The organism is Streptomyces sp. NPDC006326, assembly GCF_040612915.1.
GTDB lineage: Bacteria > Actinomycetota > Actinomycetes > Streptomycetales > Streptomycetaceae > Streptomyces.
In genome coordinates this window covers 46,933-63,034 of the sequence record NZ_JBEXRC010000015.1, presented here as the reverse complement: position 1 = coordinate 63,034, position 16,102 = coordinate 46,933, and the positions used below count along the sequence as shown (strand labels likewise).

Here is a 16,102-nt window from a genome sequence, read left to right as displayed (position 1 = left end):
GAATCCCGTTGCAGGAGACGGACAGCGTGGTGGCGCCGGGTATGAAGACCTGACTGGTTACAGGGGTGCGGGACAGATCGGGCAGCACAGGAGGGTCTGGAAGCGCGTGAGCTCGCTGGGCTTCTCCCCCGACGTCCACCTGCGCGAGCACCTGGCTCGGATCCTGGCCGTGCCTACCTCGCCGAGGGGCACACCGGCTGCCCCTCCCAGGCAGCACCCGGGGATGGCAGCCCGGCCCCCTGCCGCCCGGGGAACCTCCTGTCGGCACGGACGTTACCTGACCCCTCATCACCTATGATGCGAAGGAGACTTCGCACACCGGCAGGGGGCGGGTCCGTCACGACGATCCCAGTCGCCCCGGGCCAGCACGTAGGGGGAAGTTCATGCGCATTCTTCTGAGTATCGAGGGCGGTCTGGCCGACGAACTGGGCACTCTGGAACGGGCGGTGAAGGACGACCTGAGGCATCAGGGCGTGCGCACGGTCCGCACCACCGGCGGGGTCGAGCAGGGCGCTCTGGGCGCCGTCGAGGTTCTGCAGTTCCTTGGGGAGAACGTCGCGCTGCCGGTGGTGCTCGCGATCCTCCAGCAGTACGTGACCGACCGCCTGCGCGGCCCGCGGCGCGGCGGGCTCAAGTTCGAGGTGGTCCGGACGGATCTCCCGGACGGTACCCGCCGCACCGAACTCACCGTGGAGGGGGAGCCGAAGGACGTCGCCGCCGCCCTGAAGGAACTGCAGTGAGCAGGGTCCAGGGAAATCCGGACGAGGAGAAGGTCACTCCCTCCCTGTCCAGCGCTCTGCTCCTCGGTGGTGTTACCTACCCCCGGAGCCAGTTCGCCCCGGTGCCCGCCGCGGCCACCAACATCGAGCGGCTGGGGCAGCTGTTCGCGGACACCGCCGTCTGGGGTCTGGGTGGCCTGCGGCTGAACGCCAAGAAGGACATGACCCGCGCCGAGATGCTGGATGCCATCGGCGCCAGTTACATGATCAGCAAGCCGGACGGGCTCTACGTCCTCTACTTCGCGGGCCACGGCCACTACGACCGCCGCACCGAGACGCTCTATCTGGCACCGCACGACACCGGCGACGTGCTGGCCCCGCAGAACTCCATGGTGTCGGTCCCCGACATATTCCGTACCGTCGCCGAGCAGGAACTGCGGGCCGAACGCAAACTCCTCATCCTGGACTGCTGCTTCTCCGGCGGCGCCATCGAATCCGTGCCGGCTGAGGCATCGAACGCCGACGCCGAGCGGGGCTGGTTCGTGATGTCCGCCTCCGCGAAGTACCAGACGGCACTCGGCGACTCCGGCAAGGAGACCACCTTCTTCACCGGCGCGCTGCTCACCGCTCTCGAAGGGGTCGCGGAGAACCGTCCGAGCCTGTCCGCCCAGTGGGTCTTCGACACGGTCGGCGGCATTCTGAAGGACTCCCCCGACGCCGACGGCGCCACCCTCCAGCAGCCCCAGCAGTCCGCCGCCACCTGGGCGGACCGCCCCTGGCTTCGCAACCGCAGGCACGTGGCGCCGCCGCCCGTCCCGCACGTCTACACGTCTCCGGCCGGCCGGCCAGGCTCCGCGCAGGGCTCGGCGGCGGTTCCGCGCCCGGACGGCTTCCGCGCGTGGCCCACCGCCGTGCCGGACTTCACAGGACGGGACCTGGAACTCGACGATGCCCGCCGGAGGTTCGGACAGCGGGTGGTGCTGCCCGTGCACGGTCCGCGGTACGCGGGCAAGTCGGCGTTCGTCCGCCAGTTACTCTCTTCGCCCGGCATCGAGGAGGCCGCACCGCCCGGACAGCCCTGGCTGCTGATGGAGATGATCATCCCCAACCCCAGCGCCGAGTCCCCGGTCCTCGGTGCTCTCGCCGATGCGCTCCAGGTCAGCCTGCAGGACGTCGACCACGCTGCGGCCGGGGCCGCCGACCCGCGTCGTCAACTGGTCATCGACCGGTTGCGGGAGCACGCCCGCGGCCACACCCTGCTCCTGGTCATCGACTGCGGCCGCCTCGGCTACGACTCCGAGCGAATCAGCGACGAACTCGACGGGCTCCTCGCCCACCCCTATTTCCGCGACACGGCGAACATCGTCATCTCGCGGGTGCCCGTCGAGGTCGAGGGAGAGCAACAACTGACCCAGAAGGCCCCGATTCCGCTGGCCGAGCTGACGGACGACGAGGCAGGCGAATTCCTCACCAAGCTCCTGGCCTCGGAGCAGGTCACCGTTGACGGCGCGAGCGTTCTCCGTCATATCGAGGATGGACGGCTGCGGCTGCCGGGTGAGCTCTACCGCGGCGCCAACGGGTACCGCACCACAAAGGATTCCGTCACCGGATCCGCATCCGGCACCCCGACTCCCGACCCGGAGACCGTGGCCACCGCACTGGTGGAGGGCACCACCCCGAACCTGGCCCTCATCCTCTCGGAACTGGGCTGCTCCTTCGCTCCGCCCGGCGAGCAGCCGGTCACGCCGGAACCGCTCGCCCTGCTCGCGGTGTGGAGCCTCGCCGACCGGCTGTCACTGCCTCGCCAGGTGCTGGAGGACCCGGCGGTCGCCTTCCCGAGCAGGATCCTGAAGATGCTCTTGGACTCCCGGGTTCTGTCCGCCGACACCTCGGGCTCCCTCACCATCGGCCAGGCGAGCGAACATGCCCTGAGGACCTTGCTCCTGACGGCGCTCACCGGCCCCGACTATGATCCGTTCACACGTCCTGTGCTCGCCCGGAAACGCGTGAAGCTCCTGATCCCACCGGGGCTGACCGAGACTGGCGATCTCGACCGCCGCCTCGCCGCTGCGGCGAGCGTCCTCTTCCCCACCGCCGCCACCGCGCTTGACAAGGATGACGAACAGGCCGACAGCGTCTTCCAGGCCCGACTGCGCACCGCCCTGGGCTGGATCGAGGACGACGCCGAGAAGCGGCTGCCGGCGCTGCACGAAGTGGTCTGCGATCTGGTCGTCGCCCCCAAGGGTGACGCGCTGTACCTGCCCGGCTCGAAGGAGGCCCCGCTCCCCGAGCAGGAGGAGACCACCGAGGGCACCCCCACCAAGTCCGCCGAGCCCCGGCCCACGCCCGCCGCCGAGCCGGTCCCGCCCACGGCCGAGGACCCCGCCCCCACGCTCCACCCGCTCTTCCAGCTCTACCACTCGGTGGCCACCCTCACCTTCGCCGCCCGTCTGGAGGGCGCGGTCGCCGAGCGGGGTGAAAGGTTCATGGCGGCCGCCGAGGAGGTCGCCACCGCCCTGGCCGCCTGTCGGCCGGGGCAAATCCCGCACACCCTGCTGCGTTCCGTCGACACCTCGCTCGAGTTCACCGGCAAGCGGCTCGGCCTGACGGTCCGGCTCCTCGCGGTACGGATGCGGGCCACCGACCTGGTGTACGACGGCGCCCTGGAGCGGGGCCCCGGGCAGGCCGGCCGGGTCACCCTGGCCGTCTCCTGGCTGCTCAACACCGCCGAGGCGCTGATCGACGCCAACCGGCTCGATGAGGCCGAGAACCTCGTCGACCGGGTGCACCTGCTGGTGACCGAGACGCTCCGGCAGGACGACAACCCGCGCAACATCCAGGCGCACCTGCAGATGAACAGCCGTGTCTCCCGCGCCCGTAGCCGCCTGCTGACCGACCCGGCGGAGTGCCGCCGGGAGCTGGTCCAGGTGGTGAGGAACGCGATCGCCGGGCTGCGGATCACCCACGAGCAGCACGAGCCGCTCTCCCTGTGGTCGATGCGCCTGCTCGATGCGGCCGTGCTCCTGCTGCACCAGAGCACCGACGACGAGGAGCTCGACGAGACCCGCTCCCTGGTGATGGACGCCCTGGACGCGTGCTGGGGCGACCGGCGGACCTGGCCGCCCACCCTCTGTGTGGCCGTGGCACGCTTCCTGCGGAAGGTCCACGCCTGGTACTCGGATCCGGAGACCACACGGCGTGGTGCCCAAGAGGCGGTGACCCTCCTGGAGCGGCTCCCCCTGCTCGACCGGTACGATCTCGGCGACCGCACCCCCCGCGAACTGCCCGCCCCGCGCGATCCGGACGCCCCGCAGCCCTCCCTGCACGACCAGGACACCGCGGCCGTCCTGAGCGCGCTGGCCCAGTGCTACGGCTTCCTGGCGCGCGCCCTGCGTGACAGTCAGAAGCACGGCGCCGCGCGCGCCCGGCAGACCAGGGCGGCGGACCGTGCCCTGGCCGCCGTCGAGCTGGCGCCCAGCCCGTTCGCCTACTCGGTGTGGCTGTGGCAGGTCATGGACATCTGGGGGACCACGGCGCGGACCGGTGAGGCCGGCGAGGCGGCGGAGCGGCGCCGCAAGATGTGCGTCCGGGCCGTCCGTAGCTGGTTGTCGCAGGAGAACGACCACTCCCGCCCCCACGGCATGCTCGACCTGGCCTGCCTGGATTCCGACTGGTCCTCCCAGGGCAGCCTGCGTGGCGCCGCCCAGGCACCCGGCAAGGACTTGCTGATGGCGCCGCCGGAGACCCAGCAGCGGGAGATCGAGCGGATCTACGGCGAGCGCAGCCGCAAGCTGCGGGACCACCGCCACCGCTACGGTCCGTCGATCGAGCTGTGCGTGATGGAGACCCGGCTGGAGCGCGAATACCGCCGCTGGACGGGCATCTTGGAGTACAACGTCGCCCGGCAGCAGCGCAAGGAGGGCAGAGGCCCTGGGCCGCGCACCAAGGTGCCCGTCGTCGACAACAGCCCCGTTCTCGCCCTCTTCAAGGACGCGTCCCGCCTCTGGCCCGGCAACGCGCAGCTGATCTCGGCTGAGGCAGCCTTCCACCGGTACGTTTGGAGCTACGAGAAGGCGATCGAGCTCTACGAGCACCTGGCCCGCACCGCCCCCAACGGCGAGGTCCGCCGGATGGCCCGGCTGTCCGCGGCCGAGGCCATGCTGGCGGAGGTCACGTACGCCACGAACCGTAGCTCCGCTCAGGCGCAGGACCGGCTCGCGGCGGCCCACGAGCACCTCAACTCCGTCATGGGCCGCGACAGCCGCTTCAGCCTGGCCGCGGTCCTCGGAGCGCGGGTCGCGCTGCAGCTCAACCAGCCGGTGCTGTGGCAGCCCATCGACGAAGCGTTCGAGTCGGTGGTCGGCGGAGACTACGCCGGCACCATCGGCCGTTTCCTGGACCGCCGCCATTACGGGGAGGAACACAGCCCTTCTCGGCTGAGCGACCTGGTGCGCATCACTGTCAAGGGCGGCGACTCCGGGGACAACTCACTTTCCAGCCTCTTCACCGACTACCTCGGGAACGAGAACGAGGCACCGGCCGCCCCGGAGTCCGCCGAGACAGCCACTGACATGGATTCCCCGGCCCCCGCCACCCCCGCCGACCAGGACATGGGGCAGTACAGCTCGGAGTTCGTCGGCGAGCTGCTGCTCACCGACTTCACCAGCGTCCAGCTGCTGGACGGCCTGGGCAAGCTCTACCTGGACCGGGCACGTGACGTGGTGGAGCGGTGGGAGCAGGGCGAGGGAAGGCCCCTCGACCCCACCTCCGACACCGCCCGGACGGCCGCCGCGCACGCCCGCCGCGCCTACGACTGCTTCGACGCCTGCCGCCTGCTGCAGGAGGCCCACGGCAACGAGTCCATCGTGATCAAGTTCGAGCGGGGCCGCGCCGTCACCCTGGCCGCCCGCTACGTGCACAACGCCAACCCGTTCCCCCGCACCCTGATGCGCGGCCGAAGGGATCAGATCCTCCAGGCGGCCAACCTCCTACTGACCGTCCGCGGGCACAGCGTGGGCGGCTTCAACCGGGTCTGCTCCCGCGCGGTCGGCGACAACTATGACGTGCAAACCCGCCTCGGCCTGCGCAAGCCCCCCGCGCCAAGGCCGAAGTCCGGGTCCCAGCCGTGAAGCCGCGTAGGGCCCTTTCCCTTGGGAGGGCCCCACGCCCGAAACGGGTCTGTGCGCCGGCACGCCACCGGCAGCGCCACTTCAATGTCGGGGAGGAGAGGGGTGCATGTGTTCGGCGGCGATTGATTTAACGATTCTTCCGCCAACGTGTCACGGGCGGGCGCAGGCTGGCGGTGCCGGGGTGCGGCAGCGTGCGTTGCAGAAAGGTGGATGCTGCTCGCGCCAGGCATCGACACCAGCCGAGGGGTGTTGCCGCACCACGGCGAATCACCGGCGAAACAGATGCGGACCGCCGCCGCGCTGGAACGCAGCCTCCGGCCCACGGCATGACAGTGTCGTCAGTTACCCACATCAACCCCTCGGCGGTGATCGACACCCGTCCAGAGGCACTGATCGAACGGATCGTCAGCGCGGTCCGCGACGGACAGGGACGAGCTCGCCACGGCCAAGGCATGCATCGCCGGACGAGACGAAGTCGGTCGCCCTCGGGGCACCACCACCCTGCCGGCGCCACAGACTCCCCGTGGCCCACCCAGCAGATCAACGTCAGTCCGCGCCAGAGAAGGTGAGCCGCGGCGGCAAACTTCTGGCCTGCACAACGGCTGACTAAGACTGTCTTCGGCGCGTGCCGATCAGATACTCGTCCACGCGTCGAGAAAGGCCTCTCGCCGTGCCGGATCCGCTGATTTGTGGTCCGCGTGCAGGACCCGCCAGGCGGTGAGTTCGAGGTCCCGGAGCCATAGCTCGCCGATGACCTGCGTTTTGAGGTCGGGGAGGTGGTCGGACTCGGAGAGCGCCTGGCCGATGACCTCCCCCGCTGCGATGCGCTGGGGCGGGGTCATCTCGTCGACGGCCGAGAGGATCTGTCCGGCCAGACCAGTGCCTTCGCCTGCCAGCGAACTCAGGACATGGTCCTTGATGTTGGCGGGCAGCAGGTAGAGGGACCCCGAAGACCTCCACAAGTCCGACCAGAAGTGCTCCCCTGCCTCGGTGGGAGCGGGGAGCGCGGCCAGGAGTCCGAGGAGATGCGCGGTGGCCGCGTACCCGTCGGAGTGAGCCGATGCGACGACGGCGATGTCCGCGACACGCTCCACGTCGATTCGGCCGGCCTCGAGGCGGGGGTCCAGTCCCAGCCGCTGTTCCAGCTGATGGGAAAGGGGGGCGGACGCGTGGGAGCTGAACTCGGGAAGCATCGGCGGTCCTTGAGCGTAGGAGAGCGGAGAGGCTCATTCGGAAGCTCTGATCGTTCCCATGGCCCGCCGAATTACACGAGTTCCACGGCCCCGGTTTGGCGGAAGACAACGGGGACGGAACCATGAGGCGGTTGAAGCAGCCGCGCCCGACAGTTCCCGGCGAGCTGCAGCAGACCTCCGGCAATGCCTCTCCGGGCAGGCTCCTAGCATGAGCACGTGGTTGCCAGTGATGCCCAGCAGTTCGAGTCAGGAAGAGAAGCAGTGTCCCGAGACGACGCCCGATCCGGCCGCGTTTCGTCCGCACCAACGGTTGTCGGACGCGAGAACTCCCATCCGGTTGCCGAGTTGGTCGAACGGGCGGCCGACCTGGCGGAGCCGATCAAGCCGAAGCTTCGAGGCTGGCTTCACGCCGGGATGGTCCCCGCATCGCTGGCTGCGGGCATCGTCCTCATCTGCCAGGCAGGCACACCCCAGACAGCCTTGGCTTGCACCGTGTACGGCTTCACCGCCTGGCTGCTGTTCGGGACGAGCGCCGTCTACCACCTCGGCACGTGGGGCCCCCTCGGCGAGGCCGTTCTGCGCCGCCTCGACCACGCCAACATCTTTCTGATCATCGCCGGCACCTGCACCCCGCTAGCCGTGCTCCTCCTCTCCTCTGACCAGCGATCCGTGCTCCTATGGATCGTGTGGATGGGCGCTCTGGCAGGTATCGCCTTCCGTGTCCTGTGGGTCGGAGCTCCCCGCTGGCTGTACACCCCCTGCTACCTGGCCCTGGGCTGGGCACCGGTGCGTTACTTGTCTGACTTCCTGCACCGCGGCGGGGTGGCCGTACTCACCTTGATCGTGACCGGCGGGCTCCTCTACAGCGCGGGCGCGGTCGTCTACGCTCTCCAGCGCCCCGACCCATCACCCCGCTGGTTCGGCTACCACGAGGTGTTTCACGCCCTGACTGTGGCGGCCTTCACCACGCATTACATCGCCATCGCGCTCGCAGCCCACTGACCACGACCATCTGCTGAGGCCCGCCCGTCCGCTGTACCGGGCGGGCGAGCTGCCGACCGGCTTCGGGTCACGGTGCGAGCGGGTGGCGCAGTGAGAGGTAGGAGTTGCCGACCGCGGACAGGTAGCGGTGGTCGGCTGTTTCGCTGTCGGTGGTGAACCGGGGAGCGGCATTGATCTCTTCCCGGGTCGGTGCGACTTTCACCGTCCCGGCCTCGGTGTCGATGGCGGTGACGGCGCCGGCCGGGATCAGGATGCTCTTTCCGAACACCCACACGCCGGTGTCGACCACCAGGTGCTGCATGCCGGGCTGATCTTGCCGGCGGTCCACGTGCCCCGCCGGCCCCCTCCTCGCGGTACGAGCTCGACACGAGTCTGGGCTGCACAGCTGTTGCTGTGCAGCCCAGACTCGTGGGTGCCTCAGATCCTGCCGAGATCCGCGACGAGTTCAGCGGCGACGGCCACCGGGACGCCGAGCACCGCGGAGGCCTGTTGGAGCGGTCTGAGGTGATGCGTGGAGACCGTGTCCTCCCGCTGCTCGCGGCAGGTGAAGCCGAGCTGGGTCATGGCTCGCGTGACTTCGACAGCACTGAAATCGCGGCGGTCCTGGCGGGTGACCACCTGCCCGACCTGCTTGACCGGGTACGTGCGGCGGCCTACGATCACCGACGCTCCGAGGGCCTTCTCAGGCTTGACGCCCTTCATCGTTTCCAAGACGCCGCTCTTGGTGAGTTCGAACGGGAAGCGGGCGATGACACAGCGCATGAGGCCTCACATGGAGAAATGGACGGGGAGCGGTGGCGCCGCGGTGAGGCGGTGAGGCGGTTCAGCGTGCGAGCACGAGGATGCCCAGAGCGCTTCCCTGATCGTCGACGACGGGCAGGGCGTCGAGGCCGCGGTAGCGCATGGCGTGTTGGGCCTCGGCCATCGTGGTCCTGGTCGAGGTGAACGGCCCGCGGTCCCCGAGGACAGCGCGCAGACGGACGTGGTCCGTGTATGCGGCGGTGTCCCGGAGGGCGGTGAGCTGGGCCTGGGTGACCAGCCCGCTACAGAGGCCGTCCTCGTCGCAGACGAGCAGAAGGTCCGTGCGGGCACTGGACATGACGGCCAGGGCCACTTCGACCGTCATGTCGTCACAGACCTGCGGAGCGGCCGCCTCCATCGCGGTGTCCACCGTACGGGGCGCGGGATTGGCGTTCGTCGGGCGGGGCTGCATCTGGACCAGCGTCAACACGTGCCTCCTGCAGAGGTGGGTCAGTTTCCGAATCAATGGGCTCTCAGGCCGCCGCATCGAAGGCGGACTGTCGCACCGCTACGCGCCGGGCGCCGGAGGCGGGGCTGCGTCGGCCGCGGGAGGGGGCGCTGCGTGCGCGCCGTTCGGCGACCGGTGTGGTGATGACGACCGGGATGCCGGAGGGAGTCTGGGCGCCGGTGATCCGGTTCAGGGCTTCCTCGCCGGAGCGGACCTGGGTGGTGAGCGCGGTGATGCCCGCGGCCGCCATCAGACGCGTCATCTCTCGACGCTGATGGGACATGACCAGGGTGACGACGCTGCCGGACTCGCCCGCCCGGGCGGTGCGGCCGCCGCGGTGCAGGTAGTCCTTGTGGTCGGTCGGCGGGTCGACGTTGACGACGAGGTCGAGGTTGTCGACGTGGATGCCGCGCGCGGCGACGTTGGTCGCGACCAGCACGGTGACGTGGCCGGTTTTGAACTGGGTCAGGGTGCGGGTCCGCTGGGGCTGAGACTTGCCGCCGTGCAGCGCGGCGGCCCGTACGCCGTTGCTGAGCAGGTGTTCTGTCAGGCGGTCGACTGCGTGCTTGGTGTCGAGGAACATGATCACGCGGCCGTCGCGCGCCGCGATCTCCGTCGCTATCCGCTGTTTGTCGGCGCCGTGGATGTGCAGGACGTGGTGCTCCATCGTCGTGACCGCGCCGGCCGAGGGGTCGACGGAGTGGACGACGGGGTCGGTGAGGTAGCGGCGGACCAGCAGGTCCACATTCCGGTCCAGGGTGGCGGAGAACAGCATCCGCTGCCCCTCGGGCCGTACCTGGTCCAGCAGGGCCGTGACCTGCGGCATGAAGCCCATGTCGGCCATCTGGTCGGCCTCGTCCAGGACGGTGATCGCGACCTGATTCAGGCGGCAGTCACCACGGTCGATGAGGTCCTTCAGCCGGCCGGGGGTGGCGACGACGACCTCCGCAGCGTTCCTCAGCGCGTTGGCCTGGCGGCCGATGGGCATACCGCCCACCACCGTCGCCAGGCGCAGCTTCACCGCGCGGGCGTAGGGGGTCAGCGCCGTAGTGACCTGCTGGGCGAGCTCGCGGGTGGGAACGAGGATGAGGGCCAGCGGCTGCCCGGGCTCGGCTCGCTGCCCCGCCGTACGGGCCAGCAGGGCCAGACCGAAGGCGAGGGTCTTGCCGGAGCCGGTGCGGCCGCGGCCCAGGACATCGCGGCCGGCGAGGGTGTTGGGCAGGGTCGCGCCCTGGATCGGGAACGGGACCTTCATCCCTTCGGTGTCCAGAGCGGCCAGCAGCGGGGCGGGCATGTCCAGGTCCGCGAAGGCCTCGACCGCGGGCAGCGCCGGAGTGATCGTCTTCGGCAGGGCGAACTCGCCCTGCACCGCGGCGGGACGGCGGCCGCCATAGCCCGAACGGGCGGAGAAGCCGGAACGGGCGGGAGCGCCGGTACGGCCCGTGCGGGGGGAACCGCTCTGGCCGCCGGTGCGGGTGTGGGAATAGCGGTCGTTCGTGCGAGTGCTGCGGTCCATGGGGAACCTTCCTCGATGCGGCACGTATCGAGGAATTCCCATGACGGGTATTCGCGAGAACGGCCGAAGAAAGACGGGTGCAGAGCCGTGCCGCGAGAAGAGCGGACAGGGCTTGCGGAGATAGTGCCGCACAGTGCGTCAAGGAGGCCGGGTGAGCGGCGGACGACTTACAGGCGACAGGGGCGGGGCGGGCGCTGTGTGAGAACGGATCCGCCGGGCCGGACGGTGGAGCGGGTCGGCGCGAGGCGCCGCTGCCCGCCGCTCACGCTGAAACGTCGGGATGCGACGTGGAGTGTGAGGGGGAAAAGCAACGAGCTGGGGCCCGCACCCCAAGGTGCGGGCCCCAGCTACGTATACGCGTCAGCGTCAGGCGGGAACGATGTTCTCGGCCTGCGGGCCCTTCTGGCCCTGCGTGACGTCGAAGTTCACCTTCTGGCCTTCCTGAAGCTCGCGGAAGCCGGAGGAGGCGATGTTCGAGTAGTGAGCGAAGACGTCAGCGCCGCCGCCCTCCTGCTCGATGAAGCCGAAGCCCTTTTCCGCGTTGAACCACTTCACGGTGCCAGATGCCATATTGATCTCCTTTGGGGCAGTGCCCGGAATGCACTGTGCAGTTCCGGAGTCGCCGCGATGATTGCCCCGACCGGAATATCGGCGGAAATACAGAGCGCATCCGGCGGGCGAGAACGCCACAAGGGAAGCGCTTGAATTTTTGCGAACCAAGACTGCAACTGAGATCGACAGTAGCACGCCGGATCGACCCCCGCACGTAAGGTTATTCTACTCAGTCCCCGGCGATAAAAACCCTCAGCTTTATGCGCGGCAAATCCTCACCTAGCGGCCACAGATTTTCCCCGCACGGAACGAATGCACGAGACCGAACCAGCCGAGCTCTCGCCGTAGAGGCGCGGTTGAGCGGATCACCGTTCGGGACTGGTCCCTGAGGTTGCCGGGAGTGAGGCGTCGGTGAGGGTGGCGCCGGCGGCGGCGCCCCGCTGGGTCGGGGCCGTGCCGTGCCAGTCCAGGCACATGACGGTCGCGTCGTCCTCCAGATGCCCGTCACCGACATCGACGATCGCCCCGACGAGGGTGCGCTCGGCTTCCCGGGGATGACAGACGCCAGTCGGTCGCCGGGCCGCAGGTCCAGTGACTGCACCCGATAGTCACGCGGCTGAGGATGCCGAACGGCAAATCGATTTCCGGACCGTCGCGCATCCGCAGCGGCCAGGGGTGCCCGGCGTTGATGAACTCGGTGGCGCCGTCGAGCAGGCTGATCCGCAGCAGCTGACCGGTCACATACCCCTCGCGGCCGTGCTCGCGCATGGCCAGGTCGGCCTGTCGGGCCCGTTCTTGGAGGCTCTCGCCCGCCCGCCGGACCCGGCGCAGGGCGCCCACCACGAGGGTGGCCAGCAAGGAGGCGGCGACGTCGTGGCCCATGGCATCGCTGACGGACAGCCGGACGGTGTCCCGGTCGACCACGTAGTCGAAGGGCCGGGCCGCCGAGCTGCTCGGCACCATCGTGTACGCGGGGACAGATTGTCGTCGTCGTCCAAGTGACCGCCGGGCGGGCCGGCGGGGCGGCTGCTGTCGTTTCACCTCTCCGCGGAACGCGTGGAGGGGCCCGGGAGCATGTGGCTCCCGGGCCCCGAAGGAACTGCTACACCATCTGCCGGCCCTGGTACTGCGCCGGCCTTCTGTTTCCGCCGACCCGACTGACACGCTGTCGGGAGTGCGGGATCGCGGATGCGTGACCGGAGACCACCTCACTATCGATGCCCTGCGGCACCCGGACTCGCGTGGCGTCCGGGCGATCCTGATGGCGCCTTGTTCCTCCGTTCTTCCCTCTGGATCAATCACTACCAAACGGGAACTGCGAACTGCTGTAACGCGGGTACTGCTCTCACTGCTGGTACTGCGAACTGCACTTACTGGGTACTGCCACTGCGTCAACTGCGGTACTGCTCACGGCGGCCCCTGATCACTGCGGGCCACCCGGTCCGGTCGTCAGTCCCGTCGCCGTCCTGCAACTGCCCTGGCTTCGACACTCCACCACCGCACCGTCCTGCGCACTGCAACTACGGGTACTGCTGCCCGGCAGTTCGTCTCTGCCAGGCCCTGCGGTCTCTCTGCGTTACGAGAGAAACCATAACCACCACGCTGCTGAATGTCTACTTCAGCCGAGATAGATTTCCGCACGTTCGACCAAGAGGTAACGACCTCGAACAGCGGGGTAACCGGACAGACACCGCAGGGTGAACACCCCGACTCGGGGCACAAGGGTCGACAGGGCAAGGCCGGCATGTACGGCTCAGAGCAGCCAGAGGGACCCCATGGGCGCACTCGGCATCGAGGTTCCGATCGCACCTGCGGACACCATGCGCATCACCGTCTCGACAGCCCCCTCCACGGCCTCCACAGGCGACGCCCGAGCGAGCGCCCGGCCTTTCCTGGGCTGTCTGCGGCCCCCAGTCTCGGAAGAGGCATGCGACAACGTGGTCCTGGTCGTCTCTGAGCTCGTCACCAACACAGTCCCAGCAGGTCCACGGCCCGCCATCTACCACCTCATCGCCCGGGCCCGCCCGAAGCGTGGCAGCGTCCGTCCGCCGACCCCGGCGCGAAGGCGGGACGCCTCGACGGCTGGCCCGCCGCAGCATCGCCAAACCGGACGCGACCTCGTGGACCTCACCCCGGCGGAAGTCCGTCGTCGGCCGGCAGGTGAACCCCACAGCCGGCCTTCACCACGCGCGCGTCGCGGTGAACTGGTCGAGGTGGCGCCGCCGCCACCAAGCACACGCCCGGAACTGTCACTACATGCGGCGTGGGCCTTCCCGGGACGGTCCGCGAAGACAGCCCCGCACCCCAGCCCACCAAACTCCCCCCACGCAAGCCGTTGACCATCGGTAATGGAGAACGGCGGCTGGAGTACCAGGCGCGGACGATCCAGGCAGTGCCGGAAGTTGCGACTGCCCTGCTCGCGGACGCGGTCGTGGACGGCCCAAGAACGCGTCAGCTGACCCGAAGGCCGACCGCGAGCGTCAGTTCAAGGACCCGGTGCGGCGACCCGAGATCCGGAAACAGCTCCCGCAGTTGCGACATCCGGTACCGGACGGTCTGGGGGTGGACGAACAACGACGCCGCCATCTCGCTCCGCCTGCCCTGGTGCAGCAGCCACGCCCGCAACGTCTCCTCGAGCCGTCGCGCGGTCGCGACAGGCAGGCTCTGCAACGGTGCGAGGGCTCGGGCACGCAGGTCTGCGAACGCGTCCGCGTCGGCGCTCAGAACCAGCTCGGGCAGGTGTTCCTCGGTGTCGCGAATATCAGGGGAGAGGGAGCGCGCGCGCACGGCTCGTGCGTACGAGGCGGACGCGCGCGTCCATGGCCGGGCCGGGCCGACCACGGCGGTGCGGTCGGGCAGCTGCCTCAGGAGATGTGCTCGGTCGGCGTCGGGGACGAGCAGCACGCCGGAGGCGTCCGGCAGATCGTCGAGGACAAGGGTGCCCGGGTCGAGCGCGCGGTAGGCCGGCCGGGCCTGGGCGGCGGGCAGCAGGACCGCGGTCAGCGAAGCCGGCGGCTGCCACCCGGCCCGTTGCGCAGAGACGAGCAGCACGTCCGGGCTCGCGCCGGCGAGGAGGTCGCGGGCCAGTTGTTCCAGGTGACGCTCGTGTGCCCGGCCCCGGGCGGCCAGTTCGTCGGCGTGGCCCGCGGCGCTCGCGGCGGAGAGCTCGTCGATGTAGGCGAAGGTCAGCTCGGCGAACTTGGCGACCTCGGCAGCGGGCAGACCTGCGGGTACGGCACCCGCTGCCAGGCATCGCCAGGCCACGCGGGCGCCGACGCGGTAGGCGCTGAGCAGGGCGTCCATCGAACGGCCGTCACGGACCTCGCCGCGGCCCAGCTCGTAGGCCGCGTCACCGCCGTCGCCGCCTGAGGCGTTCCCGCTCGCGAGGTCCAGGTAGTGCCCCAGGGCGGTGCGGACGGCTCGGCGGATGGTGCCACCCATGCTGCCCGAGAGGGCGTTGGCATAGGGAGGGACCTCGTCGATGATCCCTGGACGACCTCGTCGGCGGTGGTCTTCAGCGCGGCCCGAAGCGCGGTGACCGTCGTCTCATCCAGGACCAGTTCGCCGGCCCTCCGGACTGCATGCCCCACTTTTTGTTCCTCGCGAACAATCCAGCCGATCATTTTCACGTCCTGCGGACAGGACTTTACCCTCTGAAGCGCAGCAAGCTGGGGTCATGACGAGTACAGCCCTCCGCAGCAGGGCGTGGAAACTGCTGGAGATGGTGACGACGCCGCTGCTGCCGTCGGACTACCTCGACCTGGTCAGCCCGCTGCGTGCGGGCGCTGACCTGCGTGGGCGCATCGAGGCCGTGCACCCCGAGACGGGTGACGCCGCGACTATCGTGATCAGGCCGGGACGGGGCTGGCGCGGTCACACGGCCGGTCAGTACGTGCGGATCGGGGTCGACGTCGACGGGGTGCGACTGTGGCGTGCCTACTCGCTCACCTCGCCGACGAACCGCCGGGACGGCCGCGTCACGATCACCGTGAAGGCGATCCCGGACGGCAAGGTCAGCAACCACCTGGTCCGCAGGGCGAAGCCGGGCACACTGATCCAGCTCGACCAGGCGACCGGTGACTTCGTGCTGCCGGAGGCCAAGCCCGCCAAGGTGCTCTTCCTGACGGCCGGCAGCGGCATCACGCCCGTGATGGGCATGCTGCGCGACACCGAGTTCGACGACGTCGTCCTGGTCCACTCCGCGCCACGGCCGCACGACGTGATCTTCCGCAAGGATCTGCACGACCTGGTCGCGGACAGGAAGCTGCGGCTCACCGAGCTGCACACCGACACGGACGGCATGCTCGACATCGCGCGGCTCGGCGAACTCGTGCCCGACTGGGCCGAGCGCGAGACCTGGGCTTGCGGGCCCGCGGGCCTGCTCGACGCCGCCGAAGATCACTGGCGCGAGCACGGCGTCCCGGAGCGCCTGCACACCGAACGCTTCCGCCCCAGCGTCGTCGTCGCCGGCGACGGCGACGGCGGCGAGGTCACGTTCAGCACCACCGGCAAGACCGTCGACGCGGACGGCGCCACGCCGTTGCTGGACGTCGGCGAGGAGGCCGGCGTACTCATGCCGTCCGGGTGCCGCATGGGCATCTGCTTCGGCTGCGTCACGCCGCTCAAGGCGGGCGCCGTACGCGACCTGCGCACCGGTGAGATCACCGAAGCCGAGCCGGGCGTCCTCATCCAGACCTGCGTGTCCGCCGCGGCGGGCCCCTGCGACATCGAACGGTAGGAGC

At 69.6% G+C, this 16,102-nt stretch carries 9 protein-coding genes and 3 pseudogenes; 4 read left to right on the top strand and 8 right to left on the bottom strand.

What is annotated here, in order from left to right; all coding sequences use genetic code 11:
* The first annotated feature begins 383 nt into the window (after window positions 1–383).
* The gene (locus ABZ128_RS14710) at window positions 384–740 is read left to right on the top strand and encodes a hypothetical protein (RefSeq protein WP_356848514.1); all 357 of its coding nucleotides are present in this window, start codon (window positions 384–386) and stop codon (window positions 738–740) included.
* On the top strand, window positions 737–5,848 hold the full coding sequence (locus tag ABZ128_RS14705; protein ID WP_356848512.1) for a caspase family protein: 5,112 nt from the start codon (window positions 737–739) through the stop codon (window positions 5,846–5,848). The genes ABZ128_RS14710 and ABZ128_RS14705 overlap by 4 nt, the downstream gene beginning before the upstream one ends.
* 632 nt (window positions 5,849–6,480) lie before the next feature.
* Here ABZ128_RS14705 and ABZ128_RS14700 read toward each other — a convergent pair.
* Window positions 6,481–7,041, bottom strand: a complete 561-nt coding sequence (locus ABZ128_RS14700; RefSeq protein WP_356848511.1) for a hypothetical protein — start codon at window positions 7,039–7,041, stop codon at window positions 6,481–6,483.
* A gap of 345 nt (window positions 7,042–7,386) precedes the next feature.
* On the opposite strand from ABZ128_RS14700, the gene ABZ128_RS14695 reads away from it, so the two are divergent.
* The gene (locus ABZ128_RS14695) at window positions 7,387–8,043 is read left to right on the top strand and encodes a hemolysin III family protein (RefSeq protein ID WP_356848577.1); all 657 of its coding nucleotides are present in this window, start codon (window positions 7,387–7,389) and stop codon (window positions 8,041–8,043) included.
* Window positions 8,044–8,110: 67 nt separating this feature from the next.
* On the opposite strand, the pseudogene ABZ128_RS14690 reads toward ABZ128_RS14695, so the two are convergent.
* From ABZ128_RS14690 to ABZ128_RS14660, 7 genes and pseudogenes are all read right to left on the bottom strand, one after another.
* Window positions 8,111–8,377: pseudogene (locus ABZ128_RS14690) on the bottom strand (PRC-barrel domain containing protein); the annotation flags it as partial.
* An 83-nt stretch (window positions 8,378–8,460) separates the two neighbouring features.
* Window positions 8,461–8,805, bottom strand: a complete 345-nt coding sequence (locus ABZ128_RS14685) for an SCO5918 family protein (protein WP_356848509.1) — start codon at window positions 8,803–8,805, stop codon at window positions 8,461–8,463.
* A 61-nt stretch (window positions 8,806–8,866) separates the two neighbouring features.
* Window positions 8,867–9,271 carry a CBS domain-containing protein gene (locus ABZ128_RS14680; protein ID WP_356848508.1) on the bottom strand — a complete coding sequence of 135 codons (405 nt, stop codon included), beginning with the start codon at window positions 9,269–9,271 and terminating at the stop codon, window positions 8,867–8,869.
* A 46-nt stretch (window positions 9,272–9,317) separates the two neighbouring features.
* Window positions 9,318–10,808 (bottom strand): DEAD/DEAH box helicase, encoded by a 1,491-nt coding sequence (locus ABZ128_RS14675; RefSeq protein WP_356848507.1) that lies wholly within the window; start codon window positions 10,806–10,808, stop codon window positions 9,318–9,320.
* A 366-nt stretch (window positions 10,809–11,174) separates the two neighbouring features.
* Window positions 11,175–11,378 carry a cold-shock protein gene (locus ABZ128_RS14670; RefSeq protein ID WP_134068503.1) on the bottom strand — a complete coding sequence of 68 codons (204 nt, stop codon included), beginning with the start codon at window positions 11,376–11,378 and terminating at the stop codon, window positions 11,175–11,177.
* Window positions 11,379–11,725: 347 nt separating this feature from the next.
* A pseudogene (locus ABZ128_RS14665) lies at window positions 11,726–12,293 on the bottom strand (PP2C family protein-serine/threonine phosphatase); the annotation flags it as partial.
* A 1,518-nt stretch (window positions 12,294–13,811) separates the two neighbouring features.
* Window positions 13,812–14,950 (bottom strand): annotated as a pseudogene (locus ABZ128_RS14660) (helix-turn-helix domain-containing protein).
* Between the two features lie 86 nt (window positions 14,951–15,036).
* Here ABZ128_RS14660 and ABZ128_RS14655 point away from each other — a divergent pair.
* On the top strand, window positions 15,037–16,098 hold the full coding sequence (locus ABZ128_RS14655; protein WP_356848505.1) for a ferredoxin reductase: 1,062 nt from the start codon (window positions 15,037–15,039) through the stop codon (window positions 16,096–16,098).
* Window positions 16,099–16,102 lie beyond the last annotated feature (4 nt).